Here is a 23,640-nt window from a genome sequence, read left to right as displayed (position 1 = left end):
AAAGTTGAGAGCCTACACCGCTCTCAACTTTTCAATCATAAATTCCAGCAATAATCTCGTTGGTTTAGGCAGCAATCGCCTTTGCGTGTAAACCGCATGAAACTTCCCAACATACCCGCAAAAGTTGGTCAAAATCGGAACCAACTGTCCTGATTGCACATATCGATCAACTAAAAAACCTGGTTGATAGATAATTCCAACGCCTTCAACAGCCATTCTTGTCAGAGCTCCGCCGTTATTTGCTTCAAAAGAACCGGATACTGGTACATTCATTTCCCCATGCTTTCCATCCATAAAAGACCATTGATTTGGAGAAGGCGCCAAACTATACCGTAAACAATTGTGATCTATAAGATCATGTGGTGTTTTAGGCTCACCAAATGTACTTAAATATTCTGGTGAGGCGCACACATAACCTTTAAATTCCGTTAACGGACGGGCAACAAACTGATCTCCACCTAAAGCACCGCCTCGTACCGCTATATCGACACCCGATTCCGTTAGATCCACCCGCCTGTCATTAAAATCCACATCAATTTTGATATCAGGGTAAAGCTTTTGAAATTCATTAAATATTGGAACCATATAAGACAAGCCAAAATCCATTGGGACACTTACCTTAAGGCGCCCTTTTGGAGAGTTAGATAAGTCATTTAACTCGTTTTCCGCTTCTTCTAACGCTTCTAAAATTGCTATGCCGTGTTTATAGTATAAAGTTCCCGCATGTGTAATACTGATATTACGCGTATTGCGCTGAAGTAACTTTACCCCCAACGCTTCTTCCAGCGTATTAATATATCGAGTCACCATAGGTCTCGATATCCCTAATGTCTCACTGGCGCTCTTAAAACTCTCTGCTTCATATACGCGACAAAACACCTTCATCGCCTGAAATTTATCCACTGTTCATTCTCACTTATTGCAAAAAGTTTCATTATTTTTATTTCATATAATGAAATATTGAATTGTAAATTAAAGGATTATGAATAAATAATAATAAATCTATACTATGAGCACAACTTATTCACATAATCGGAGACACCCTATGAAACACCTTGTAATTGCCTCTCTTGTTCTAGCTGCAGGCGCAGCAAATGCTGCTGAGTACAAAATCGATCCAGGCCATTCTTTTGTAACCTTTGAAATTGGCCACCTTGGTGTAAGTAAAACGGCTGGTCGTTTTAATGATATTGCGGGTAACTTCACATATAACGACGACAACTCTGGTTCTGCTGAACTTACAATTCAAGCAGCGAGCGTTGATACAAACCACGAAGCGCGCGATAAGCATTTACGCAGCCCAGATTTCCTAGACGTAAAACAATTCCCAACCATTACATTTAAAAGCACAAGCTTTGATGGCGAGGAACTTAAGGGTGAAATCACACTTCACGGTGTAACAAAAACCGTTGAATTTGATGTTGAAAAAGTGGGTGAAGGTAAAGATCCATGGGGCGGTTACCGTGCAGGATTCGAAGCTAAAACAACCATCAAACGCAGTGACTTTGGTGTAACTTACTTTATTCCAGGTGTTACTGACGAAACCGACCTAGAAGTGTTCATCGAAGGCATCCGTAAGTAAGGCAAAGATATGTACGAAGAAACCGGCAATGCAAATTTAATTATGCTGCTACACACTGCAGTTTACCCCATCCTCGCTGCTTTAGTGGCTACCTGGTTAACCACAAAGTGGAAACCTTGCGTGACACCGCTTGGTTTTGTTGTCGGTTTCTTAGCAGGGTTAATCGTAATCCATACTGGATTGCACTTCCCGCCTGAAAGAGCAATGGATTTTCTTGTTATATCGGCGTTATTAGGACTCGTTGCTATTGTAGCGGCCTATAAATTAGAAACCGATAAACTTAAAATAATAGCGACATTTGCTTTATTGATAGTAAGTTATTACTTACTTCTAAACCCTGTATTAAAGCATCAAGGAACAACAACCAGCATTGCATGGGCAATCTTGTCTGGCTTCGCAACCGTTGTTATTTGCACGCTGATTACGCATAAGAATTACGGCAAAACCAATCACTTGCCTATGCTTTCTATCGTAATAGCATCCGCTGCATCTTCACCTGTGATGTCCATTGGGGGAAGCCTATTAATTGGCCAACTTCTCGGTGCTGTTGCTGCTGCAGGCTTTGGCTATTTAGCCATTTGCTTTTTCACAAAAACAGATAGCTCTAAAGGGGTGATTCCATCACTATTTGTTCTCGGAGGGCTGTTAACTCAGTCTCACGTATTAGCAGATCTGCCTCTTTGGGTCATTGTTGCATTGGGGCTTACACCGATAGCGTCTCTAATAGGTTCGCGCATTTGCGAGCAAGACAGCAGCATTAAATCATTGATTATCGGGGCTCTACCGAACGTGATTTGTGCAGGCGTTGTCGCAGGGGTGTGTCTGTGGCAAGTATGGCCGGAAAGCTCTTTGTACTAATCATTATCAACCTAGCCTTGCACCCAAAAAGTAACGATACTTTTTAAGTACAAACAAGGCGGTTAAGATAAGAGTTCAGTCCAAGAACGCAAACAAAAAAGCAGCCATTTAATGGCTGCTTTTTTTGAATATCAAATTCCTCAACTCTTAAAAATCGAACGAGAAGAGCGCCATAGCGGCAGAATCAATGCATTTAACGACGTACAGAAAAATCCGAATGCCAACATATAAACAATATTTACTTTTTCAATATCAAAATAAACACTGATAAATATAAAGTTTGGTAGGACACAAAACATCCAAATACCAACAAGAGCAAGAAAACGATCAGACCAACTGGCAACCGAAAACTTGTTTAGCAACCAAGCTGAAAAGTAAGTGAGAAGTAAACACGCCAATGTGAAACTTACTAATAAAAAGTATCCCATATCCGATAAGGCAAGAGACGAATGTGTAGCATTTAACAGAGAGGCAGGTGCGGCAGAATACCAAAGAAAACCAAACACCATTTCCAAAATAAAAATTAAAAATACAGCTTTATGATTAATTTTTTGCATGCTGACGCTTCCGTCCCTTTTCTGACAAACTAAAGTAGTCTACCTTTGATACAGGTCTTTGATAAGCTTCCGTAATGTTGGTCGCCAAGACCTTTGCTTTATACCATAATGATTAAATATTTTCCGACATGAGAGTGACTGGCGCTGAATAGAGAGCCCACCTTCTTCATTTGCCAAAGAATCATTAATGCTGTCCATTTCGCTTTGAGCCTTTGGATCAAACTGACTTGCCGTTGCCAAAATAGCCTCAACAAGGCCCAGCCAACTGACCTCTTCAGCACAGCAGTAATGATATACTCCCCAATTTTCAGCACCATTGTAGCTTTGCTTAATCATCGAATGGGTAACTCGAGCAACGTCGGTTACGGGCGTAGGGCAGCCTATCACATTATCTTGGTAAGCAAGGTTTACGCCACTTTGCACCAACCCTATCGTACTCGACACAAAATCATCATGCATACCACTGAATAACCAACCTGTTCGTAGAACGACATTTCGCTCATTATTCAGCAATATGTTTTCCATAGACATCAGCGCATTTTCATAATGCGAATCAGAATCAGGAATGTCATTTTCAGTATATGCAGCATTCTGCTCACCAGAAAAAACACGAACACTGCTCATCATAAAGATTGGAACATTTAAATTTACTAACTTATCCTGAACAAGCTGCGTAAATTCTTCATATGTATTCTCTGGAGCATGGCGCAGACTGTATGCATCTACCACAAAATCAACGTTACTCTCTAGATCATCATTCGCTAACAAACGAACCACATCTTTAGTAGCGCACTCAAACCACTGAAACTCATTTTCAACTTGCTTATAATCACGAATCGCTTCGCCTAACTCTGTATCAGAGCCCAGCAGCAAAATTCTAATTGGCTTATTAATTACCATATTATCCAAACTACTCAAGTGTTCTTACCTTCTACCAATTAGGTAAGGTTCTTATCAAATTCTGTGTTGTTATTACAGCGATTTCATCAAGAGACTGGTTGCGTATTTCCGACACACATCTGGCAACATCCAAAACACGATAAGGCATATTTGCTTCACCCTGAAAGCCTGATAATGGCATATCAGGTGAGTCTGTTTCCAATACATATGCACTGTCAGGAAGCGACGCCAGTACCCGACGAGCTTTCTTTGCGCGTTCATAGGTAACGGTACCACCGATGCCAAGAACGAAACCAAAATCTAAAAAGCGATTAGCCTGCGCCTGGCTACCATTGAATGCATGCACCACTCCACCACCGCAAAACTTTAACTTCTTAATGGATCGAAGCAGCAGATCCTCACTTTTGCGAGCGTGCAAAATCACAGGCAAATCAAACGACTTAGCAAGCATCAATTGTCGCTCAAAGATTTCTACCTGTTTATCAATATCGCAACAACCCGGCCATAGATCCAACCCGATCTCACCCACGGCAACAACACTTCTCAAGGTAAGTAATCGCTCAAGTTCTCTAAGCGACGTTTCTATATCAACCTTACCCTTCAAAAAGTAGGGGTGCAACCCCAGTGCAGAACGAATCATGGGGTAGCATTGCGCCAAGTCCAACACTTTTGAAAAGCTCTGCAACGTTGTTGAAGGGATAAGTACACCTTCGACGCCCAGCGACAAGCATGTATTTAGAATTTGTTCGCGATCAGAGTCGAATTGATTGAAATCTAAGTGGCAATGACTGTCTATCATGCGAATAGAATACCCAATTTAGTAAACATGTTGTAGACGATTTGACCTTAGCTTACGCCACATACAAAAAAACCGCACATGATTAAATGTGCGGTTTTTTTTTCAAACTACAAGCAAGTAGTCATTCACGACCTCAATAGTTAGAGATCATTGCCATACCCACTTAAAGTGACGGCCCAGCTTTAACAATATCTTCAGACACAGATTCGAACTTCTTAAAGTTCTCAACAAACTGGCCAATTAAGTTTTCAGCCTGTGCATCGTAATCTGCCGCACTTTCCCATGTATTACGAGGGTTTAACAGCACTGTGTCAACACCATCAACACTCAAAGGAACAGACAAATTTAGCTTTTCAAGGAACTCAGTTTCAGCATCGATCAAAGCACCTGATTGGATTGCAGAGATGACAGCACGAGTCGTTGGGATGCTAAAGCGTTTACCGCCTTTACCATGCGCACCGCCAGTCCAACCAGTATTCACTAAGTATACTTTACTGCCAAATTCTTCAATACGCTTAATCAAAAGATCAGCATAAACATCAGCAGAACGCGGGAAGAAAGGAGCACCAAAGCACGTTGAGAACGTAGATTTAATACCAGAACCAGCCCCCATCTCTGTTGAACCTACAAGCGCAGTGTAACCGCTAAGGAAATGATATGCCGCAGCTTCTTTGCTCAAAATCGATACAGGAGGAAGAACGCCAGTCAAATCACACGTTAAAAAGATAATCGCATTTGGCTCGCCTGCACGATTCTCTTCTGCACGTTTTTCGATATGCTCACGAGGGTATCCAGCACGACCATTCTGAGTTAACGAGGTGTCAGTGTAATCAGCAACGCGTGATTCAGAATCCAAAACAACGTTCTCTACAATCGTTCCAAATTTGATCGCATTCCAAATAACAGGCTCATTTTTTTGCGACAAATCAATGGTCTTCGCGTAACAACCGCCTTCGATGTTAAATACAGTATCTTTACCCCAACCATGCTCATCATCACCAATCAGGAAGCGCTCTGGATCAGCTGAAAGGGTTGTTTTACCTGTACCAGAAAGCCCAAAGAACAAAGTAACATCGCTGTCACTGCCCACGTTCGCAGCACAGTGCATTGGCAACACTTCTTTTTCAGGTAGTAAGAAGTTTTGAACTGAGAACATTGCTTTCTTCATTTCGCCAGCATAACGCATGCCCGCGATCAGAACTTTACGCTCAGCAAAGTTCAAAATGACGCAACCGTCTGAATTTGTTCCATCTCGCTCAGGATCACATTCAAAACCCGGAGCGTTCAAGATTTGCCACTCTGCTTTGTCTTGCGAATTATAAGTGTCAGGACGGATAAACAAATTGCGACCAAACAAGTGATGCCATGCGGTTTCTGTGCGCATAATAACAGGAAGATAATGAACGTCTCCCGCACCAACATGAATATCGGATACAAACGATGTTTTAGTATCCAAATAAGCGGCTACACGATCCCACAACGGAGCAAACTTTTCTTCTGGGAATGCTCTATTTACAGGCCCCCAGTGAATGACATCCTTTGTTGAAGATTCTTCAACAATAAATCGATCCATAGGGGAACGACCTGTGCGAGCACCGGTTTCTACTACAAGCGCACCGTTATCTGAGAGCTGCCCTTCACCATTTTCAAGCGCATACTCTACTAGTTGCGGGGTTGTCTGGTTTCTAAGAATGATGGCATCATCTGATCTTTGGTTCATGTTCTGCTTATCCTCTGGACTAAAGGGTTCGGTTTTATAATTATTGTTATTGTTGGCGTTCTTAAAAAGTTATTCAAATAGTAACAAAAGCTTCTAAAAAAAAATATTGTTATAACCACATGTTATTTTATTTCTTTTTTGAAAATGAAAAACAACAAAAAAACGTTATATATCATAATCTTAAAAAAACACCCTCGCTCACAACCTAAATTTTGAACAAATTATTCTCAATTTTTCACACCATACACTAAAATTACCGTTTATTTTTTTCAAATATGTAATTTTATTTCTCGAAAAGACACGAAAAACAACGTTATCAATAACCATTATCATTTATATTTTGTTACTTTTTGCAGAATTGAAACTTAAAGTGCCGCGTTTTTTGCGTTGATCATGGTATTATCTTCTCTCGAACCCCCCAACACATTAAGGTTGATCGAAAGCTATGCAAAATACGAATCAGAGCTGCGACATTGGTTTTGTCGGCTTAGGCGTCATGGGCAAAAACTTAGCGCTGAATCTGGCTGATCATGGTTATAAAGTCGCAGGTTTTGATCTGGACGCTTCAAAAATTAAAGATGTTCTTGATACAGAAGAACATGAGCGTTCAAATGACCAGACAACGCCACGAATTTTAGGCTGTGACAGCATGTCCAACATGCTAGGCAAACTCGTAAAACCCCGAGTGATTGTGCTTCTTGTACCAGCAGGAGACCCTGTCGATGCCGTCTGTAAAAGTCTAATTGAAGCCGGTTTGGAACCAGACGACATTGTTGTAGATTGTGGCAACAGTCAATGGACCGACACTATTCGCCGTGAAGCGGAATACAAAGACAAACTCAAATTCTTTGGAACCGCAGTATCTGGGGGAGAAGTTGGCGCACGCTTCGGGCCATCGCTTATGCCTGGAGGTGATGCAGATTCATGGAAATATTTGCAACCTATGTGGGAAGCCGTATCAGCAAAAGTAGATACTGATGGACAGCCAATAGAATCAAACACGCCTGGCGCGCCTATTACCGAAGGCGAGCCTTGTACTGCTTACTTAGGGCCAAACGGAGCCGGCCACTACGTTAAAATGGTACACAACGGAATTGAATACGCTGATATGCAACTTATCTGTGAAGCATATCATCTTATCCGTTCTCTTCTGGGCTATGAACCAGAAGAAATTGGCAAGCTATTCGAACGTTGGAATAAAGGCGTCTTAAACAGCTATTTAGTAGAAATCACTGCCGATATTCTTCAACAATACGACGCTAAGACGGGTGCACCGTTAGTTGACCTTATCCTCGACAGCGCTGGGCAAAAAGGTACAGGCCGTTGGACATCCATCAGTGCAACCCAACTCGGTGTTCCTGCAGGAATCATCAGCGAATCTGTCTATGCTCGCGCACTGAGTACACTGACAGAAGAGCGAGAAATGGCCGCTCAAACTCTGATCGGAGAAACAGAATTTGGCGAGCTTGACGCTACCGAAGTAGAAAACGCGATTGAAGAAGCACTTTACTGCGCGAAAATTTGCGCTTACGCGCAAGGTTTTCAGATTATGAAAGCAGCTCAAGCAGAATACGACTGGACACTTAACTTCAGCAGTATTGCCAAAATTTGGCGTGGTGGTTGTATTATTCGAGCGTCCTTTTTACAAAAAATCGCCATAGCATTCGATGAAAACGCAAACTTAGAAAACCTTTTATTAGATGACTACTTTGCGAACGCACTGGCAACAAAACAAAAAAGCTTACGCAAAGCAGTTGTGCTAGCGGCACAATCAGGAATTCCTACTCCTTCATTCTTTTCTGCTCTTGCGTACTTTGATGGCTACCGTTCAGAGGTATTGCCAGCGAACTTACTGCAAGCCCAAAGAGACTATTTTGGAGCACACTCCTATGAGCGTGTGGACAGTCCTCGTGGTGAGAAGTTTCATACTCATTGGCAAGAAGAAGGCCGTCCAGAAAGAAAAGTTTAGGCACGCTAAACTGCTAATACCGTTATCTTATTCATAGAACGATCCTAAAAACTAAAAAGCGGGTAAACACCCGCTTTTTAGTTTTTATATAAACCTATCGATACTGCTTCTCGATTGCAGTTAGCACACCTCGTAGCATTCCCATTTCTTGCTGATCTAATTGCGCTCTTTGATAAAGCCTTCTAAAGCGGGTCATTACTTGTCGTGGTGCTTTTGGATCTAGGAATTCAATATCACCCAAAACTTTCTCAAGATGCTCAAGCATATGATCCATTTGCTGACTTGTCGCAGCAGGTAGATCCCATTTAGAGCTGACAATAGGCTCTTCGCCCAACGATAAATGCTTCATACGTAATTCATAAGCAATAACTTGAACAGCGGTTGCAAGGTTCAGCGAGCTGAATGACTCAACGGAAGGGATATGAACATGATAATGACAACGTTGAAGCTCTTCGTTTGTCAGGCCGCGATCTTCACGCCCAAACACAAACGCAGTTTCAAGGCCTTCTTTATACGTGAGTTCCGCAGATTCTCTGGGATCTAAAAGAGGCCATGGAATATGTCGCTCGCGAGCACTTGTACCAATCACCAACTGACAGTCAGAAATGGCCTCTTCCAGCGTATCGACAACAATTGCGTTTTCTAGAAGGTCTGACGCCCCCGACGCTCTACTTATTGCCTCATCACTTGGAAATACTTTTGGGGCTACCAACACTAATTTAGACAGTCCCATGTTTTTCATCGCACGCGCGGCACCACCAATGTTCCCCGGATGCGATGTATTGACTAATACTATTCGAATATTTTCTGTCATGAAAAGCTAGATTCTTAAATGAGTTGAGTTAATTATTCTGCGCATACTAGCAGATTGATAAAACACCTGCGAATAAGATCAAATTTCAACCAAGTTTTCACTGGTATAACCGACTGTTCTCGGCTACAATCCACACCCAAATTTCGGAAGCCTGAGACACGCCTACATTTTTAGCAAACGGGTACGCTTTAGCTAAAAAAGACTAGATGAACTCTCACTTCTAACAGGTAAGAGCAAACTATTTTAATATTGCTCTTACTAGTATTCGCTTTTCGATAGAGGTTTACCTTCATTTTGGCCTTTATTTAATGAGCAAATACACGCTCTTTAACACTTTGTCGCAACATGTCGTTCAAAAGACGATATCTGCATATACTTATTGAATCAATTATTACGGTATTTCAATGCAACCCAAAATTAATGTCGCTTTAAAAGCTGCGCGCGCCGCATCTGATTTTATTCAACACGCACAAGAGAAAGTCTTGTTTGATAAAGAACAAGGTCAACAGGCTGCTGAGATCTACAACAATATTTGTATGAATGCTGAACGCACGATCGTTCAAATTTTAGAAAAAGCATACCCTACCGATTCTATTACCACTCGCTTACAAGGCACTGTACAAAATGGTGAAGAAGGCGAATGGATTGTTGATGCTATACAAGGCCAACACATTTTTACACTTGGTCTATGCGGATTTGTTACCACGATAACTTATGTTGTTGCAGACAAAGTAGAGCACGCCGTTATTGTTAATCCAAAAACGCGTGACGAATTTTACGCCTCTAAAGGGCGAGGCGCTTACCTCAACAATTCCCGCATTAGAACCAGCCAAGAACGTTTAGTAGAAAAGGCGACTGTTTCGACTCAGTTCCCAGGCACTTCAGCGACTCAACCTCACATAGCAAGCCAGCTAGCAGCATTGCAAGAAATCGCAGAAAAAGGCGGCCGTGCCGTAATGCAAGATGCACCAGCGCTTACTTTTGCTAACGTTGCCGCAGGTCGCGTTGATGCTGCGTGGGGATTGGAGCTTCATGAATGGGAAATGCAAGCAGGTATCTTCATTGCAAAAGAATCAGGCTGTATTGCTTCAGGTTTTGATGGCGCTCCAAGTGTGACATCTGGTCATGTTATGTGTGCAAACCCAAGAATGATCAAAAACTTATTACCGTTGCTAAATAAGCACTTCAACTAAAAAATTATTATTTGAGTTGAGTCATAACAAAAAAAGCCGAAGCTTAATAAGCTTCGGCTTTTTTTATTTTAATACGTAATCCGATAGAATTTATGGGATTACTTAACCTTTTTTATATATGTTTTCGTAACAGTAGTTCGTCGCTTCAACGAAGCCGTCAACGCTACCACAGTCAAAACGTCTACCCTTAAACTTATAGGCTAGAACACAACCTTCTTTAGCTTGCTGAAGAATGGCGTCTGTAATTTGCACTTCTCCATTCTTTCCCGGAGGCGTGTTTCTGATCTTATCAAAGATATCAGGAGTCAGAATGTATCGGCCAATAATCGCGAGGTTAGAAGGCGCCTCTTCTTTCGGTGGTTTTTCGACCATATCCGTTACTCGATACAAGCCATCCGTCATTAATTCGCCTTCGATAACACCGTATTTATGAACTTCATCTTCAGGCACTTCTTCGATGGCAACGATCGAACAACGGAACTGTTTATACAGCTTAGTCATTTGCGCCATAACACCGTCATTTTCAAGACCCATGCACAAATCATCTGCAAGCACTACACCAAACGCTTCATCTCCAACAAGAGGCTCTCCTGTTAAAATAGCGTGCCCTAATCCCAACATGTTATTCTGACGAGTGAATGAAAAATTCACATTGTTTATAAGATGACGTATCCCTTCTAAGTACTGCTCTTTACTTGTACCCGATATTTGATGCTCTAACTCATAGCTAATATCAAAATGATCTGCAATTGCGCGCTTTCCGCGCCCCGTTACAAATACAACATTATCTAAACCTGCTTCAGCAGCTTCTTCTACTCCATATTGCACTAAAGGCTTATTCACGATGGGTAGCATTTCTTTAGGCATAGACTTGGTCGCTGGTAAAAAACGAGTGCCATAACCAGCAACAGGAAACAAACATTTACGAATCATAGATATTCCTTAATTTTCTTAAACCTTAGTGCCTTTATACAAATGATGTGCCAGCTGGCTGTAAATAAAATAACATCATTGGGCTCATTTCAAATGAACACATCCAAAAGTTGTAAACTTATCCTACCCTAGGGATAAGCACTTGGCTATCTGGAAACACAATATTTAAATCATATAAAAACAACAGAGAATATATTTAGTACATAATAACAATATATGTAAAGAAATCGAAACCGCACATTTTTAGTGCACTTATTAGCCTATAATTTTATTTCGACCTCATTCGCTTCTTCAGTGACCGTGACGTTCGTTGTATCTGCCTCTACCAACATTTCTGCGGTCGCAACAGAACTGACTGCGATACCAACGGGGATTTGATCACTTTGCTCTTCAATGACCATTGGAGGCTGAACTTTAATTCGATACCCAGCAACGACAAACACCACTAAATTCATTGCTGCTAAAAACCAAAATAACGCATCGATCTCAAATACATCCATTAGCGCCGCAGCAATTAACGGCCCCATTGCACCGCCGGCGCCATTTAATAGAATGATGCCGCTACTGGCAGACAATATTTGCTCTGGCCGCAATTGGTCGTTTATATGCGACGATGCTAAAGAATAAAGAGGGAAATTAAATGCGCCAATACAAAACATTCCAGCGAGTAGCACCATCAATTCGTTGTTTTGATTTCCAAATGGAACAAGTAAAGAAACGCCCGTCGCGATCAACGCAACCCACATTAAGGTAAATCGTCTATCTTGACGATCTGAGAGCTTGCCTATTGGCCACTGCAGCAACATGCCTCCAAGGTAACTCGCTCCAATAAACAAAGATATTTCCGCGACATTTAGACCAATCGACTTCGCATACAAAGCCCCCAAGCCTAATAAAGAACCAGACGTGACTCCTGCTATTAATACACCAGTCGCTCCGAGCGGAGCACTTTTGACGAGCCCTAACATATTGAGTTTTTCTGGAATACTAATCGTTGGTGACGGCGTTCTAACCAACAACAATGGCACAAGGGCAAATGAAATCAATACAGATGTGAGAATGAATAGCTCAAATCCACTCGGAGATCCCACATTCAAAAGAAACTGCCCCAGCGTCTGACTCGCCCACACTTCGATGATGTAAACAGAAAATAGGCGACCTCGTGTTGTGTTTGTTGAAATGGCATTTAGCCAACTCTCCGTGACAATAAACAACGCGGCATAACATATGCCAGTTCCCATTCTCATCAACATCCAGAACCAAGGATTTACCACCACAGATTGCATTAAGATAGTAATAGATGCCAGAGAAGCAACTGCGGCAAAGACCCTTATATGACCAACGTTCTTCACCCAATCAGGTACAACAAGAGATCCGACAATAAAGCCGATATAGTAAGAAGACATGATTAAACCAGTTGCTGTCGTATCAAAGCTCTCGATGGACGCACGTATACCGATTAACGAGCTCTGTAATGCACTCGCTCCGGTAAGCAATGCTATTCCGAATAAAAGACTCCAAATAGGCAACAATGTTTGTTTAAACACGTCTTACTCCAACAGTAATAAACATAAAGTACGAACCACATAAAGGCTTGATCGCCCAGCTTGAAGTACATCAAGATGGCTTATTTGGCGCTAATATACTCACCAAACACAAGGTTGCAATCACTAAATTTAGCGCAATTTCTCGACATGATCGTAAACTTTAGAGTTCAAATAACATAATACAAATAAAAACGGGGAGCCATCACTGACTCCCCGTTTTTATTTGTTAGAGGTATAACGAAATAAATTTAGGCCGCCGCATCTTCATCGTTGCCAAAATGCTTACCTAGCAACGCATGATACAGATGATGATCCCCTAAAATACCGTAACATTCACCGCCTTTTTCCAATACCATTAAGTGATTAGAATGGTAACGAATCTCAACCGCATCACGCATGGATATATCAAGCGGAACCAACAGAACCACATCTTTTGGTAACGTATCAATGTTAACGTTCGTATCCCATTTCAAAACAGATACTTCATTGCCATCAACAAACGCTTTGTCCAGAATAGTACCGTTCAACTTCAGTGATACGCCATCACCTGCAATATGCAGGCCATCGCGAACCTCTAATTCAGCCACAGGCGTCATTAGAGAGTTACCACGGAGCACATTCAATGGATTAGTATGCGCTACAAACTTCTCAACGTATTCCGTCGCTGGGTTCAATACGATTTGCTCAGGAACATCTTCCTGAATAATCTTAGCTGACTCCATAATGACGATTTTCGAGCCAATTTTAAGCGCTTCGTCCAAATCATGACTTACAAAGATGATGGTTTTTTTCAAACGTTCTTGAAGCTCAATCAACTCATCCTGTAATTGAGATCGAATTAGCGGATCAAGCGCTGAAAAAGGTTCATCCATCAACAACACGTCGGTATCCATCGCAAATGCACGAGCCAGACCCACACGTTGACGCATACCGCCAGAAAGTTCATCAGGCTTCTTATCCGCCCATTTATCAAGGCCAACCATTTTAAGCTGCTGAGTCGCTTTTTCAGTTCGCTCTTTTTTACTCATGCCTTGCATTTCAAGGCCAAAGGTCACGTTTTCCAAAACGGTTAACCAAGGCATAAGCGCAAAGCTTTGGAACACCATCGAAACTCGGTGAGTACGCATATGACGCAACGTCGCTTCATCGCAATCGCCCATGTCTACCATGCGCTCGCCATCGCGAACTAAGCATTTACCACGAGTAATTTTGTTTAAGCCATTCACCGCTCGCAATAACGTCGACTTACCAGAGCCAGACAACCCCATAAGAACACAGATTTCACCTTCATTAACCTGAAGATTAGCATCATGTACCCCGACAACATCTCCGGTTTGCGAAAGAATGTTATCTCGTGTTCCACCTGCGTCCATCAACTCAAGAGTTTTATTTGAGTTATTACCAAAAACGATGTCAATATTTTCAATTTGAACCACTGCAGACATGTCTTAGCCCTCGTTTTTGGAAGATGGAGTTTTACAAATACGATCAAGAATAATCGCCACCAATACAATTGCTACGCCCGCTTCGAATCCTTGAGAGATGTTTACGGTATTCAAAGCACGAACCACAGGCTTACCTAAGCCATCGGCTCCAACAAGCGCCGCGATAACCACCATAGACAGCGACAACATAATACATTGCGTTACACCCGCCATGATGCTCGGCATAGCAGCAGGCAGCTCTACGCGGTAAAGTAATTTGGATTTAGTACAACCAAACGCCAATCCTGCCTCAAGCAACTCACTAGGCACCTTGCTCACACCAAGATACGTTAGACGAATCGGAGCGGCAATCGCAAAAATAATGGTAGAGATAAGACCTGGCACATAACCAAGACCAAAAAGAATCAGAGTCGGAATCAAATACACAAACGTTGGAATGGTTTGCATTAAGTCTAATATCGGCCTGAGTACCGTATACAACCAAGGTCGGTGTGCAGCAGCAATACCGATTGGCACACCAAAAAGTACGCTTACAAATGTCGCAGAAACAACCAAAACAAGCGTTTGAATCGTCTCAAGCCAATAGCCCAAGTTTATAATGAGCAATAGAGCCGCTACGATAAACAAAACCAGCCCGACACTTCGATGTAAAAACCAGGCACCCGTAGCGATCATCGCAATCAGTGCTAGCGGAGGAATCCACTCAAATACGTCTACCAATGCCATAATGATGGTTTCAAGGGTGATCGCAATAAAATCGAAAAAAACCGCGGCTGCGTCCACCAACCAGTTAACAAAGGTTTCCATTAAATCGCCAAGAGGGATTTTATTATCCGTTAGCCAATCCATAATATCTCCAGATTGTTCGTGTAGAGAGAATAAACAGCTTCAGTCGAGCACTTTCAACATCAACAATAACTGAAATGAAAGCAAAAAAGCGACTTTTAAAAAACGCTGCAAGTACATTAATGATATTCAGGAAGGTGTTTCAGCAGGCTAAAAAATGCATAACTACAGCCCACTGAAACCTTCGGAGTCATTCTAGCAGCAGTAATGATGTTTAATCATCACCGCGTCACTCATCAAGCCTTAAAGACCTAAATGAGATTTAACAGCTGGCAAACCTTCACCACCAGAAAGCGTGCTAACACCTTCTAACCAAGAATCAAGCGCACCAGGGTTTGCTTTAAGCCAGTTCTTTGCAGCCGCTTCTGGATTTTCCCCGTTGTCCAAAATAGCGCCCATGATTTCATTTTCCATGTCTAAGGTGAACTTAAGATTCGTTAATAAAGAACCTACGTTTGAACACTCTTGAACATAACCTTTACGAACGTTTGTGTGTACAGAAGACCCACCAAAGTTAGGACCAAAGTAATCGTCACCACCTGATAAGTATTCCATCTCGAAGTTCGCGTTCATTGGGTGCGGAGCCCAACCTAAAAACGCAATCCACTTGTTACGACGTACGCTTCGGCTCACCTGAGACAACATACCCGCTTCACTGGACTCAACTAACTGAAAATCCTTCAGTTCGAATGCATTTGAGTCAATCATGTCCTGAATTAAACGGTTACCATCGTTACCCGGCTCGATACCGTAAATACGACCAGAGAATTTACGACGGTTTTCAGCCAGATCAGCAAAATCCGTTACGCCTGCATCATAAGCCGCTTTGTTAACCGCTAATGTGTATTTCGCGCCCGTAAGGTTTGGTCCAAGGTCTTCTACCGTGCCAGCTTCTAAGTAAGGTGTGATGTCCGCCGTCATAGTCGGCATCCAGTTACCTAAGAAAACATCGATATCTTTGTTTGCTAGAGAGCTGTATGTAACAGGAACGGAAAGTAGCTGAGTTTTTGTCTTGTAACCCAAACCTTCTAGAACCGCAGATGTAACGGCAGTCGTAGCCGTAATATCAGTCCAGCCAACATCGGAAAAACGAACAGTGGAACAATCTGCCATAGACAGAGATGCAGAACCTGCCAGCGTGACAGCAAGCGCAGTTTTAGTAATTCTCTTCAACATGATATTTCCTCTTCTTTTTAGTAGAACAAGTACTCTCAAATGTAGTTTTTGAGCCATCGTTTTTACTAACGCTCAAAAACTAAATCTAAATAATCTCTAATGTGTCTTGCCGCGGTATCGCAATCAAGATCTCCAGCGAGAGAGCCGCGTAACCACATACCATCAATCATTGCGGCAACGGTTGTCGCGATGTCTCTGGCCTTCTCATCATCAAACGTCTCTTTTAATACAATTACCAGAGTAGTCTGTAACCGTCGCGCATACACATTTTGTAAACGAAACAAAGATGGGCTATGCATTGATGATGCCCAAAACCCCATCCACACCTTAACTATTTCAGGCTTTGATTGTGCCTGATTGATACTGGCTCGAACAACGGACATTACTTTTTCTTTCGTTGTCGAATTTTTTACGAGGTCTCTTTCCTGATTAAGAAACTCAAAAAACTCTCTGATTAAGGTTTTCATTGTTTCTTCAAAGAGACCGTTTTTCCCACCAAAATAGTGATTAATGATGGCGGGAGATACCCCAGCCCTCTTACTTATCACCCCAACCGTAGCGCCAGAAAAACCATATTCATCAATAACTTGTATCGCAGCTCTGACTAGTTGAGGCTTTCGTATCGCTGGCATTCCGACTTTTGGCATAGTCATCCTTTATTAAATACTTATTCAATAAAAACTATACTAGGATGACTCCTTTGTAACGGTCAAGCGATTATACAATATATTTAGAGTTCAAATGAGTGCCATACACGTATACCAAAAACATTTTTTCTAAATATGAAGTTCATCACTCAAAATCATTACATGAGATTGACGACAGATCGCTCTTCTCACCTCTAAATCAATACTAACTCAGACGGATTTTTGTGATTGACACCAAAAACGACCCACTGCCGTTCGAAAAACGTACTAATTTTTTGCATACTTTTTTTACATCTTTGAATTGTCATTCGCTATTGAGTTTCTTTCATCAATATTTCAAAGTAAGAACATTAGTCATCAGAGTGAAATACGAAAGGAAAATAAATGGACATCACCGAATTCGATAAGGTCATTGATCGTACACAAATGAACAGTGTCAAATGGAACCGCTATCCCAGCGATGTTATTCCTATGTGGGTGGCTGACATGGATTTTGATTCACCGACATGCATAAAAAGCGCTATTCAAAAGCGCGTTGAAGAAGGCGTATTGGGTTACACAAAAATTCCAGAATCTTTAAATAAAACGATCATCCAGCACTGTCACAACGCTTATCACTGGAACGTTCAAGCGAATCAGCTTATTCACCTTCCTGGATTGGTTTGCGCCTTGCATCTAGCGGTACGAGCGCTTACCTCTCAAAACGACACCGTCATTGTGCCGGGGCCTGTTTATTACCACCTAACAAAAGCGCCAGAATTAGCCGACCGTAATTTAGAGTCCATCCCTCTTATAATTGAAAACGATCGATGGGTCATTAACGAAGCGAAATTGGAAGCCGCTTGTGCTTCAAAAACAGCAAAAATGATCATGCTGTGTAACCCGCATAACCCAGGCGGTACGGTATACCGTAAAGAAGAACTCGAAAAAATCCACGCGCTAGCCGAAAAACACAACCTCATCATCGTATCAGACGAAATTCACTGCGACCTTATTTTAGACGACCAACAGCACACGCCCATTGCCAGTTTGAATTCTGATGCGGCTCAGCGCACGATCACGCTAATGTCGCCCTCCAAAACCTACAATGTTGCCGGGCTAGGTTACGCTTTTGCAGTAATCGCAAACGATGAACTTCGCAAGCAATTCAATAATGCCAGACAATGCGTCATCCCCGAACCTAATCTATTGGGTCTTGCGGCCGCAGAGGCAGCCTACAAAGATGGCGAAGAATGGCGTCAACGACTGATCGGTTATTTAAGGAATAATCGTGAAATAATAAAAAAATCTTTACTCAATTCTCCACTCAAAATGATCTCATCCGAAGCCACGTATCTCGCATGGATAGACGCCTCAGAGCTGCATTTGGATGATCCATACCGCTTCTTCCTCGAAGCCGGTGTTGGGATTTCTGCGGGGGCAGACTTTGGCAACTCTCAGTTTATTCGCCTAAACTTTGGGTGTACCAAATCCACTCTTGAGCAAGCGATGATGCGAATTTCAGAGGCAGTATCTACCTTAAAAAGGTAATGAAACTCCATTAAAACAGCATGTTGCGCTTTCTCAACCGACACCTTTAGGAGGTGTTTATGCACGGTAAAGCGACATCGGTTGAGGCAAATAAAACGATCGACTCTCCCACCCTAAAGAGTGAAGTGGTCGAAGTAACAAACTACATCAGTGAAGCCGCGCCTGAAGTACGTGGTGATCTAAGTCAGCTCATAAACCTGATTCAGATCATCGCGCCAGAAGCGACCCTTCACCTAGAGCAAGGTGTCCCAGTATTTTATCTGGGACAACACTGGACCTTTAGCGTGATCGCTCGCCAAAAGCATGTAAGCCTGATATTCGATGATTTCGACATTCAAGATGAGAGCTTTAGCTTTAAAGAACGCCTTAAAAAAGCGTCCTTCGGCGACCACTGTATTTCCTTTAAACAGCTCAACGACAGCAATTTAAATGTGGTCGCAGAGATGCTGGGCAAACTAAAAGTCGACACTCTGCGAAAATATCCATTGCAAAAAAAATCAATTCATTAAAAATAGGGGCTGTCATAACGCTCAAATGGGAATAAATGACAGATTACACCCTACGCGCCATTGTTTTTTTTGCTGTTCTTATCGCGCTGATCGTTTGGCAGCGATACTCCCCGCGTTCGACTTTACGAAAGTGGAAAACACGTTGGCGACACAACCTACTCTTGTTTACCTCAGGCATACTGGTTGTGCGAATTATTCAGCCCGTATTATTGAGCGTAGTTGCCTACTCGTTTCATGATGGGCTCTTAACATACATCGCAGCTCCGTCCCTGCTGGCTACGCTTATTGGCATCGTGCTGTTAGATCTCATTATCTACTGGCAACACAGAGCCTTTCATACCATTCCTATTTTTTGGCGGCTGCACCGCGTTCACCACACCGACCCAGAATTGGATATCAGCTCGGCCTTACGGTTTCACCCATTGGAGATTCTGGTTTCACTTATTATCAAATCGTTCGCCATTGTTCTCTTAGGCATTCCGGCACTGTCTGTACTCATTTTCGATATATTACTGAATGCAGCGTCTTTGTTTAATCACACCAACGCCCGACTGCCCGCCCGCATTGAAAAAATGGTTCGGCTTTTTATTGTGACACCCGATCACCACCGAATACATCACTCCCGAAACAATCAAGAAGCAAACAGCAATTACGCGTTCTTTTTGAGCCTTTGGGATAGGCTCTTTCAAAGCTATACCCATTCTGCCCAATATGGAGATCATCAACTTTCCATTGGCTTGCCACATACAAAACAATACGAGCCAAACAGCGTCGTCTCACTTTTCACCATGCCGTTTTGGACAAAATCTAGAACATCAAAAGAAGTAAAAGAGGATTAACGGATGTCTTACTATGATCTAAATGCGATGGAAGCACGAATCATTGGCTGCCTAATTGAAAAATCCATCACCACACCCGAACAATATCCACTCAGCCTAAATGCGTTGGTAAATGCCTGTAACCAAAAATCGAGCCGCGAACCCGTGGTAAATTATTCAGAATTTGACGTTCAAGACACCGTAGATGCACTGGTTGAACGCGCCCTCATCACAGAAGTCACCCTTGGCAGTCGAGTCGCCAAATATCAACATCGATTCTGCAACACCGAGTTTTCCGATTTGCAATTCAGCGAAGGCGAAACCGCAATCGTATGTCTTCAACTGTTACGTGGAGCACAAACACCCGGCGAACTGCGTTCGCGAAGCGGACGATTGCATTCCTTTAGCAACCTGCCAGAAGTCGAGCAAGCACTGGCGAACCTAAAAGAAATGACCGGAGGGCCATTTATAGAAATGCTGCCCAGAGAGCCGGGAAAACGGGAACGACGCTTTCAAAGTACCCTCTGCCTAGAGCGAGAAGCCATAGACGCCACCTTAGTGGACGAAGACAATTCAAACGCTCCGACAGACGCCGCTTACAGCTCGACACGCCCAAGCCTTAACGACGCCATAAAACGCATTGACGAACTGGAAGCAAAATTAGCGGAATTAACTCAACGACTAGAGACACTAGAACAAACAGATCAGCTATAATCTAAGAAACAAGCTAAGTAAGATTTAGGAGCGACCCATGAACGAAGTACGCTGGGGAATATTAGGGACAGGCAACATCGCCCATACCTTTGCAAAAGATTTCCAATATGCGAAAACAGGAACACTAACCGCCGTCGCTTCACGTAACAAAGACACAGCGGATTCGTTTGCCAGCGAGCACGATATCGAACTCGCAATGGTGGATTATTACTCCTTGATCAACAGTCAAGAAGTAGACGTCGTTTACATCGCCACCCCACACTCCACTCATTACGAACTCGCACGCGCCGCGATTTTATCCGGCAAATCCGTACTGTGTGAAAAACCCTTTACCCTCAATGAAGCACAAGCAAAAACACTTTTTGAGCTGGCCGAAACACATCAAGTCTTCGTAATGGAAGCCATGTGGACGCGTTTCCAACCGGCGATAGAGCAAGCCATTGAATGGGTAGAAGAAGGTGAAATTGGCGACCTAATGGGGATTCAAGCCAGCTTTAACTTCAAAGGGCCAACGGATCCTCAACACCGCTTACTCAATCCCGATTTAGGCGGCGGTGCACTTATGGACATCGGTATTTACCCCGTCTTCCTTGCTCAACTCTTCTTAGGTCGCCCGGACTTCGTGCAAAACCAAGCCGTAATTGGGGACACTGACGTAGATGTCTTTGAACAAATTATGCTGGGATGGGAAAACGGACAACTGGCCTCACTCGAAGCGTCTATTCTTTCTCCCGCCCCCAACAGAGCCATATTATCCGGAACACAAGGCTACATTGAGTTTGGGTCACAATGGTACAAAGCCAAAACCATAACACTGGTTAAATCTGACGATTCCGAACACGCCATTGAATTCGACTATGAAGGTGAAGGCTACCAATTTGAAATAGAAGAAGTGAATCGTTGCCTTGAAGAAGGTTTGCTACAAAGCCCGAATCACAGTTGGCAAAACACCTTAAACCTACTCTCAACGCTTGACGAAATTCGTCAAGACATGGGCGTTGTTTACGACGATGATGAAACAGGAATCGACTCAGATGAGCTAGAACATCACCATCACGAGCACCATCATCACAAACACTAACCTAATACCCATTATCGGGCTTAAAAACTCAATAAAACGACTAAAACAAGGCTCTCTCTGTAAAAGAGAGAGCCTTTATAAAACCCCTCAAAGCTAGCCCGCCAACCACCACTGCGTAACCGCAATGCTCAACGGAATCGTCACCAAACACAGCCCCGTTTGAAGCGTAATATGCGCCGCCATCTGCGGAGCATCGCCCCCCAACTGCCTAGCCAACGCATAAGCCGATGTTGCCGTCGGAGAAAAACCAAACAACAACACAATCGCCGCTGGCAAACCGCTCACCTCAAATTGAATACACAACAGAAAAATCACCGCAGGGAACACCAGCATTCGAGAGAGACTTCCCCAGACAAACGCCTTCCCGACATCTTTCACCGCTTCTAACCGCACACTCGCGCCAACGGCCAACAAAACAAGCGGTAAAGTGGCCTGCGATAAAATCTGAGTCATATCCGTTAAGATCAGCACCGGTGATACACCCAATGCATTAACACTAAGCCCTAACGCAATCGACAACACCAACGGGTTACGAAACAGCTCTTTAACAACCAACTTAACAACCGATGCTTCTTTATTGCCGTGCATCAACACCATACTGATCACCAAAAACACATTGATCGTCGGAATCAACACCGCCGCACCAATGGTCGCCAGAACCAACCCTTCTGAACCATACAACTGCTGAGCAATGGCCAACGTAATAAACGTGTTATAACGCACACTGGCTTGAAGCAATGACGAATTCTGCGGAGGCGCAAGCTTCAGTAAAAAACCACCCAAAAAACTGACCGCCGCCGTCACCACCAACGCGCCTAGCAAGAGCGTTGCGTACGTTGGCACCATTGGGCTATGCAAATCTATCTGACTGGTTTTATTGAACAACAATGCTGGAAACAAAACCCAATAAACAAGACGATCGAACCCAACCCACGTATCGTCCGGTAAAAACCGGATTCGTCTCAAAAACACACCCAAAACCAACAACAAAAATACAGGCAAAACCGCCAAAATAATCGCCAACTGCTGACTCCCTAATGTTCACAGCCTGTAACAGACACAAGATTAACCTTCGTTACGAGACAAGCCCCAATCCGCCGCGCCTAAATGCTCAACAAACCAACGCAGCCCCTTGCCTTTTTTCGTCTTACGCCAAGCAATATAAAGCGTTAAATCCGCACGTGGGATCTCACATTCGCGCTCAACCAGACTACCATCCTTCAACTTATCTTGAATCAAATGCGTGGGTAAGTACCCAACACCCAAGCCCATACATTGCGCCGCAATCTTAGACGCCAAATCCGGAACCTTAACCGTCTGCTTACTCTCAAAAATCCCCGTGCTCACCTTCGGCAAAATTCTTGAACTGTCTGAAACCACAATAGACGGATACTCACGCAAATCTTGCGCAGAAATCGGACGCCCCAGCAACGCCAACGGATGAGTTGGCGCAATCGCAAACAAAAATGACAGCCCTCCGATTTCCTGAACCTCAAACTCCCCTTTTGGAATATCTCCCGACACACCTATTGCAATATCACAGCGCTCCGAGATCAAACTGTCCCAGCCGCCACCCACTGCAACCGAATCGTAAGCGACCTCTACCGGCAACTCTTTATCCAAAAACTCACCGACAACCTGTAACAAAGGCTTGGTTGATAAAATGACATCGTGTGCAATTCGTAAACACGGCTCCCAACCCGCCTCAAACGCCCGCATAGACTCCTCCAGCCGAGCAACAGCCTCCAAAATAGGGCGTCCTTGTTCAAGCAACAACGTACCTGCCGCCGTCAAACGAGCCCCTTTTTTACTGCGCTCAAACAACAACAAACCAAGATCGTCTTCCAGCTTACTTACGGTATAAGTTAACGCCGACGGCACCTTATGCAGCATCTGAGCTGCACCAGCGAAACTCCCCGACTGACGAATCGCCTCCAACACCCGTAAATTTTCTAACGTAATAGAATTATGCATGCACTACACTACCCAACTAAAATACCGC

Annotated in this window: 23 protein-coding genes; 9 read left to right on the top strand and 14 right to left on the bottom strand. The window is 43.2% G+C overall.

Annotation, left to right across the window (positions count from 1 at the left end; genetic code table 11):
• Positions 1 to 12 precede the first annotated feature (12 nt).
• On the bottom strand, positions 13 to 903 hold the full coding sequence (locus DFP79_RS14130) for a LysR family transcriptional regulator (RefSeq protein WP_133504594.1): 891 nt from the start codon (positions 901 to 903) through the stop codon (positions 13 to 15).
• A gap of 142 nt (positions 904 to 1,045) precedes the next feature.
• On the opposite strand from DFP79_RS14130, the gene DFP79_RS14125 reads away from it, so the two are divergent.
• Positions 1,046 to 1,582, top strand: coding sequence for a YceI family protein (locus tag DFP79_RS14125; protein ID WP_133504593.1), 537 nt, complete (start codon positions 1,046 to 1,048; stop codon positions 1,580 to 1,582).
• Positions 1,583 to 1,591: 9 nt separating this feature from the next.
• Positions 1,592 to 2,440 carry a hypothetical protein gene (locus DFP79_RS14120; RefSeq protein WP_133504592.1) on the top strand — a complete coding sequence of 283 codons (849 nt, stop codon included), beginning with the start codon at positions 1,592 to 1,594 and terminating at the stop codon, positions 2,438 to 2,440.
• A gap of 140 nt (positions 2,441 to 2,580) precedes the next feature.
• Here the strand turns inward: DFP79_RS14120 and DFP79_RS14115 are convergent, their stop codons facing one another.
• From DFP79_RS14115 to DFP79_RS14100, 4 genes are all read right to left on the bottom strand, one after another.
• Positions 2,581 to 2,997, bottom strand: a complete 417-nt coding sequence (locus DFP79_RS14115) for a hypothetical protein (protein ID WP_133504591.1) — start codon at positions 2,995 to 2,997, stop codon at positions 2,581 to 2,583.
• A gap of 39 nt (positions 2,998 to 3,036) precedes the next feature.
• Positions 3,037 to 3,915 carry a sugar nucleotide-binding protein gene (locus DFP79_RS14110; protein ID WP_243730278.1) on the bottom strand — a complete coding sequence of 293 codons (879 nt, stop codon included), beginning with the start codon at positions 3,913 to 3,915 and terminating at the stop codon, positions 3,037 to 3,039.
• A 13-nt stretch (positions 3,916 to 3,928) separates the two neighbouring features.
• Positions 3,929 to 4,696 carry a TatD family hydrolase gene (locus tag DFP79_RS14105; RefSeq protein ID WP_133504590.1) on the bottom strand — a complete coding sequence of 256 codons (768 nt, stop codon included), beginning with the start codon at positions 4,694 to 4,696 and terminating at the stop codon, positions 3,929 to 3,931.
• Positions 4,697 to 4,859: 163 nt separating this feature from the next.
• Complete coding sequence (locus tag DFP79_RS14100; protein WP_133504589.1) at positions 4,860 to 6,416, bottom strand: phosphoenolpyruvate carboxykinase; 1,557 nt, start codon at positions 6,414 to 6,416, stop codon at positions 4,860 to 4,862.
• Between the two features lie 445 nt (positions 6,417 to 6,861).
• Here DFP79_RS14100 and gndA point away from each other — a divergent pair, with 445 nt between their 5' ends.
• On the top strand, positions 6,862 to 8,385 hold the full coding sequence (gene gndA, locus DFP79_RS14095) for an NADP-dependent phosphogluconate dehydrogenase (protein ID WP_133504588.1): 1,524 nt from the start codon (positions 6,862 to 6,864) through the stop codon (positions 8,383 to 8,385).
• A gap of 94 nt (positions 8,386 to 8,479) precedes the next feature.
• Here gndA and DFP79_RS14090 read toward each other — a convergent pair whose 3' ends face one another.
• Positions 8,480 to 9,199: an RNA methyltransferase gene (locus tag DFP79_RS14090; RefSeq protein ID WP_133504587.1), complete on the bottom strand. Its 720-nt coding sequence runs from the start codon at positions 9,197 to 9,199 to the stop codon at positions 8,480 to 8,482.
• A gap of 404 nt (positions 9,200 to 9,603) precedes the next feature.
• On the opposite strand from DFP79_RS14090, the gene DFP79_RS14085 reads away from it, so the two are divergent.
• Positions 9,604 to 10,392, top strand: a complete 789-nt coding sequence (locus tag DFP79_RS14085; RefSeq protein WP_133504586.1) for an inositol monophosphatase family protein — start codon at positions 9,604 to 9,606, stop codon at positions 10,390 to 10,392.
• A gap of 102 nt (positions 10,393 to 10,494) precedes the next feature.
• Here DFP79_RS14085 and galU read toward each other — a convergent pair whose 3' ends face one another.
• The 6 genes from galU to betI form a co-directional block, all read right to left on the bottom strand.
• Entirely contained in the window at positions 10,495 to 11,325 is an 831-nt protein-coding gene (galU, locus tag DFP79_RS14080) for a UTP--glucose-1-phosphate uridylyltransferase GalU (RefSeq protein ID WP_133504585.1), read from the bottom strand.
• Positions 11,326 to 11,585: 260 nt separating this feature from the next.
• On the bottom strand, positions 11,586 to 12,872 hold the full coding sequence (locus tag DFP79_RS14075; protein WP_133504584.1) for an MFS transporter: 1,287 nt from the start codon (positions 12,870 to 12,872) through the stop codon (positions 11,586 to 11,588).
• 248 nt (positions 12,873 to 13,120) lie between these two features.
• Positions 13,121 to 14,317: a choline ABC transporter ATP-binding protein gene (gene choV, locus DFP79_RS14070; protein WP_133504583.1), complete on the bottom strand. Its 1,197-nt coding sequence runs from the start codon at positions 14,315 to 14,317 to the stop codon at positions 13,121 to 13,123.
• Between the two features lie 3 nt (positions 14,318 to 14,320).
• The gene (gene choW / locus DFP79_RS14065; protein ID WP_133504582.1) at positions 14,321 to 15,166 is read right to left on the bottom strand and encodes a choline ABC transporter permease subunit; all 846 of its coding nucleotides are present in this window, start codon (positions 15,164 to 15,166) and stop codon (positions 14,321 to 14,323) included.
• A gap of 240 nt (positions 15,167 to 15,406) precedes the next feature.
• A complete protein-coding gene (locus tag DFP79_RS14060) occupies positions 15,407 to 16,339 on the bottom strand; it encodes a choline ABC transporter substrate-binding protein (protein ID WP_133504581.1) in 933 nt (310 codons plus the stop codon).
• A 65-nt stretch (positions 16,340 to 16,404) separates the two neighbouring features.
• Positions 16,405 to 16,986 (bottom strand): transcriptional regulator BetI, encoded by a 582-nt coding sequence (gene betI, locus DFP79_RS14055; RefSeq protein WP_133504580.1) that lies wholly within the window; start codon positions 16,984 to 16,986, stop codon positions 16,405 to 16,407.
• Positions 16,987 to 17,370: 384 nt separating this feature from the next.
• On the opposite strand from betI, the gene DFP79_RS14050 reads away from it, so the two are divergent.
• Genes DFP79_RS14050 through DFP79_RS14030 form a run of 5 tightly spaced genes read left to right on the top strand, consistent with a single transcriptional unit; the run spans position 17,371 to position 21,638 of the window.
• On the top strand, positions 17,371 to 18,516 hold the full coding sequence (locus DFP79_RS14050) for a MalY/PatB family protein (protein ID WP_133504579.1): 1,146 nt from the start codon (positions 17,371 to 17,373) through the stop codon (positions 18,514 to 18,516).
• 59 nt (positions 18,517 to 18,575) lie between these two features.
• Positions 18,576 to 19,025: a DUF1801 domain-containing protein gene (locus DFP79_RS14045; protein ID WP_133504578.1), complete on the top strand. Its 450-nt coding sequence runs from the start codon at positions 18,576 to 18,578 to the stop codon at positions 19,023 to 19,025.
• 35 nt (positions 19,026 to 19,060) lie between these two features.
• Positions 19,061 to 19,864 carry a sterol desaturase family protein gene (locus tag DFP79_RS14040; protein WP_133504577.1) on the top strand — a complete coding sequence of 268 codons (804 nt, stop codon included), beginning with the start codon at positions 19,061 to 19,063 and terminating at the stop codon, positions 19,862 to 19,864.
• Between the two features lie 3 nt (positions 19,865 to 19,867).
• Positions 19,868 to 20,557 carry a YceH family protein gene (locus tag DFP79_RS14035; RefSeq protein ID WP_133504576.1) on the top strand — a complete coding sequence of 230 codons (690 nt, stop codon included), beginning with the start codon at positions 19,868 to 19,870 and terminating at the stop codon, positions 20,555 to 20,557.
• A 37-nt stretch (positions 20,558 to 20,594) separates the two neighbouring features.
• Entirely contained in the window at positions 20,595 to 21,638 is a 1,044-nt protein-coding gene (locus tag DFP79_RS14030; protein WP_133504575.1) for a Gfo/Idh/MocA family protein, read from the top strand.
• Between the two features lie 93 nt (positions 21,639 to 21,731).
• Here the strand turns inward: DFP79_RS14030 and DFP79_RS14025 are convergent, their stop codons facing one another.
• Together DFP79_RS14025 and DFP79_RS14020 are read right to left on the bottom strand one after the other, a co-directional pair.
• The gene (locus DFP79_RS14025; RefSeq protein ID WP_133504574.1) at positions 21,732 to 22,661 is read right to left on the bottom strand and encodes an AEC family transporter; all 930 of its coding nucleotides are present in this window, start codon (positions 22,659 to 22,661) and stop codon (positions 21,732 to 21,734) included.
• Between the two features lie 42 nt (positions 22,662 to 22,703).
• Positions 22,704 to 23,612, bottom strand: coding sequence for a LysR family transcriptional regulator (locus DFP79_RS14020; RefSeq protein ID WP_133504573.1), 909 nt, complete (start codon positions 23,610 to 23,612; stop codon positions 22,704 to 22,706).
• Between the last annotated feature and the right edge of the window lie 28 nt (positions 23,613 to 23,640).

It is taken from the genome of Marinomonas balearica, from assembly GCF_004362145.1.
Taxonomy (GTDB): Bacteria; Pseudomonadota; Gammaproteobacteria; order Pseudomonadales; family Marinomonadaceae; genus Marinomonas; species Marinomonas balearica.
This window is presented reverse-complemented; position numbering and strand designations above follow the sequence as displayed.

Excerpts from the sequence above, each read along its gene's own strand:
- DFP79_RS14020 (WP_133504573.1), bottom strand. The coding sequence starts at position 23,612 with ATGCATAATTCTATTACGTTAGAAAATTTACGGGTGTTGGAGGCGATT.
- DFP79_RS14045 (WP_133504578.1), top strand. The coding sequence starts at position 18,576 with ATGCACGGTAAAGCGACATCGGTTGAGGCAAATAAAACGATCGACTCT.
- betI (WP_133504580.1), bottom strand. The coding sequence starts at position 16,986 with ATGCCAAAAGTCGGAATGCCAGCGATACGAAAGCCTCAACTAGTCAGA.
- DFP79_RS14030 (WP_133504575.1), top strand. The coding sequence starts at position 20,595 with ATGAACGAAGTACGCTGGGGAATATTAGGGACAGGCAACATCGCCCAT.
- DFP79_RS14100 (WP_133504589.1), bottom strand. The coding sequence starts at position 6,416 with ATGAACCAAAGATCAGATGATGCCATCATTCTTAGAAACCAGACAACC.
- DFP79_RS14060 (WP_133504581.1), bottom strand. The coding sequence starts at position 16,339 with ATGTTGAAGAGAATTACTAAAACTGCGCTTGCTGTCACGCTGGCAGGT.
- DFP79_RS14050 (WP_133504579.1), top strand. The coding sequence starts at position 17,371 with ATGGACATCACCGAATTCGATAAGGTCATTGATCGTACACAAATGAAC.
- DFP79_RS14115 (WP_133504591.1), bottom strand. The coding sequence starts at position 2,997 with ATGCAAAAAATTAATCATAAAGCTGTATTTTTAATTTTTATTTTGGAA.
- DFP79_RS14125 (WP_133504593.1), top strand. The coding sequence starts at position 1,046 with ATGAAACACCTTGTAATTGCCTCTCTTGTTCTAGCTGCAGGCGCAGCA.
- DFP79_RS14085 (WP_133504586.1), top strand. The coding sequence starts at position 9,604 with ATGCAACCCAAAATTAATGTCGCTTTAAAAGCTGCGCGCGCCGCATCT.
- galU (WP_133504585.1), bottom strand. The coding sequence starts at position 11,325 with ATGATTCGTAAATGTTTGTTTCCTGTTGCTGGTTATGGCACTCGTTTT.
- DFP79_RS14035 (WP_133504576.1), top strand. The coding sequence starts at position 19,868 with ATGTCTTACTATGATCTAAATGCGATGGAAGCACGAATCATTGGCTGC.
- choV (WP_133504583.1), bottom strand. The coding sequence starts at position 14,317 with ATGTCTGCAGTGGTTCAAATTGAAAATATTGACATCGTTTTTGGTAAT.
- gndA (WP_133504588.1), top strand. The coding sequence starts at position 6,862 with ATGCAAAATACGAATCAGAGCTGCGACATTGGTTTTGTCGGCTTAGGC.
- DFP79_RS14040 (WP_133504577.1), top strand. The coding sequence starts at position 19,061 with ATGACAGATTACACCCTACGCGCCATTGTTTTTTTTGCTGTTCTTATC.
- DFP79_RS14120 (WP_133504592.1), top strand. The coding sequence starts at position 1,592 with ATGTACGAAGAAACCGGCAATGCAAATTTAATTATGCTGCTACACACT.
- choW (WP_133504582.1), bottom strand. The coding sequence starts at position 15,166 with ATGGATTGGCTAACGGATAATAAAATCCCTCTTGGCGATTTAATGGAA.
- DFP79_RS14090 (WP_133504587.1), bottom strand. The coding sequence starts at position 9,199 with ATGACAGAAAATATTCGAATAGTATTAGTCAATACATCGCATCCGGGG.
- DFP79_RS14105 (WP_133504590.1), bottom strand. The coding sequence starts at position 4,696 with ATGATAGACAGTCATTGCCACTTAGATTTCAATCAATTCGACTCTGAT.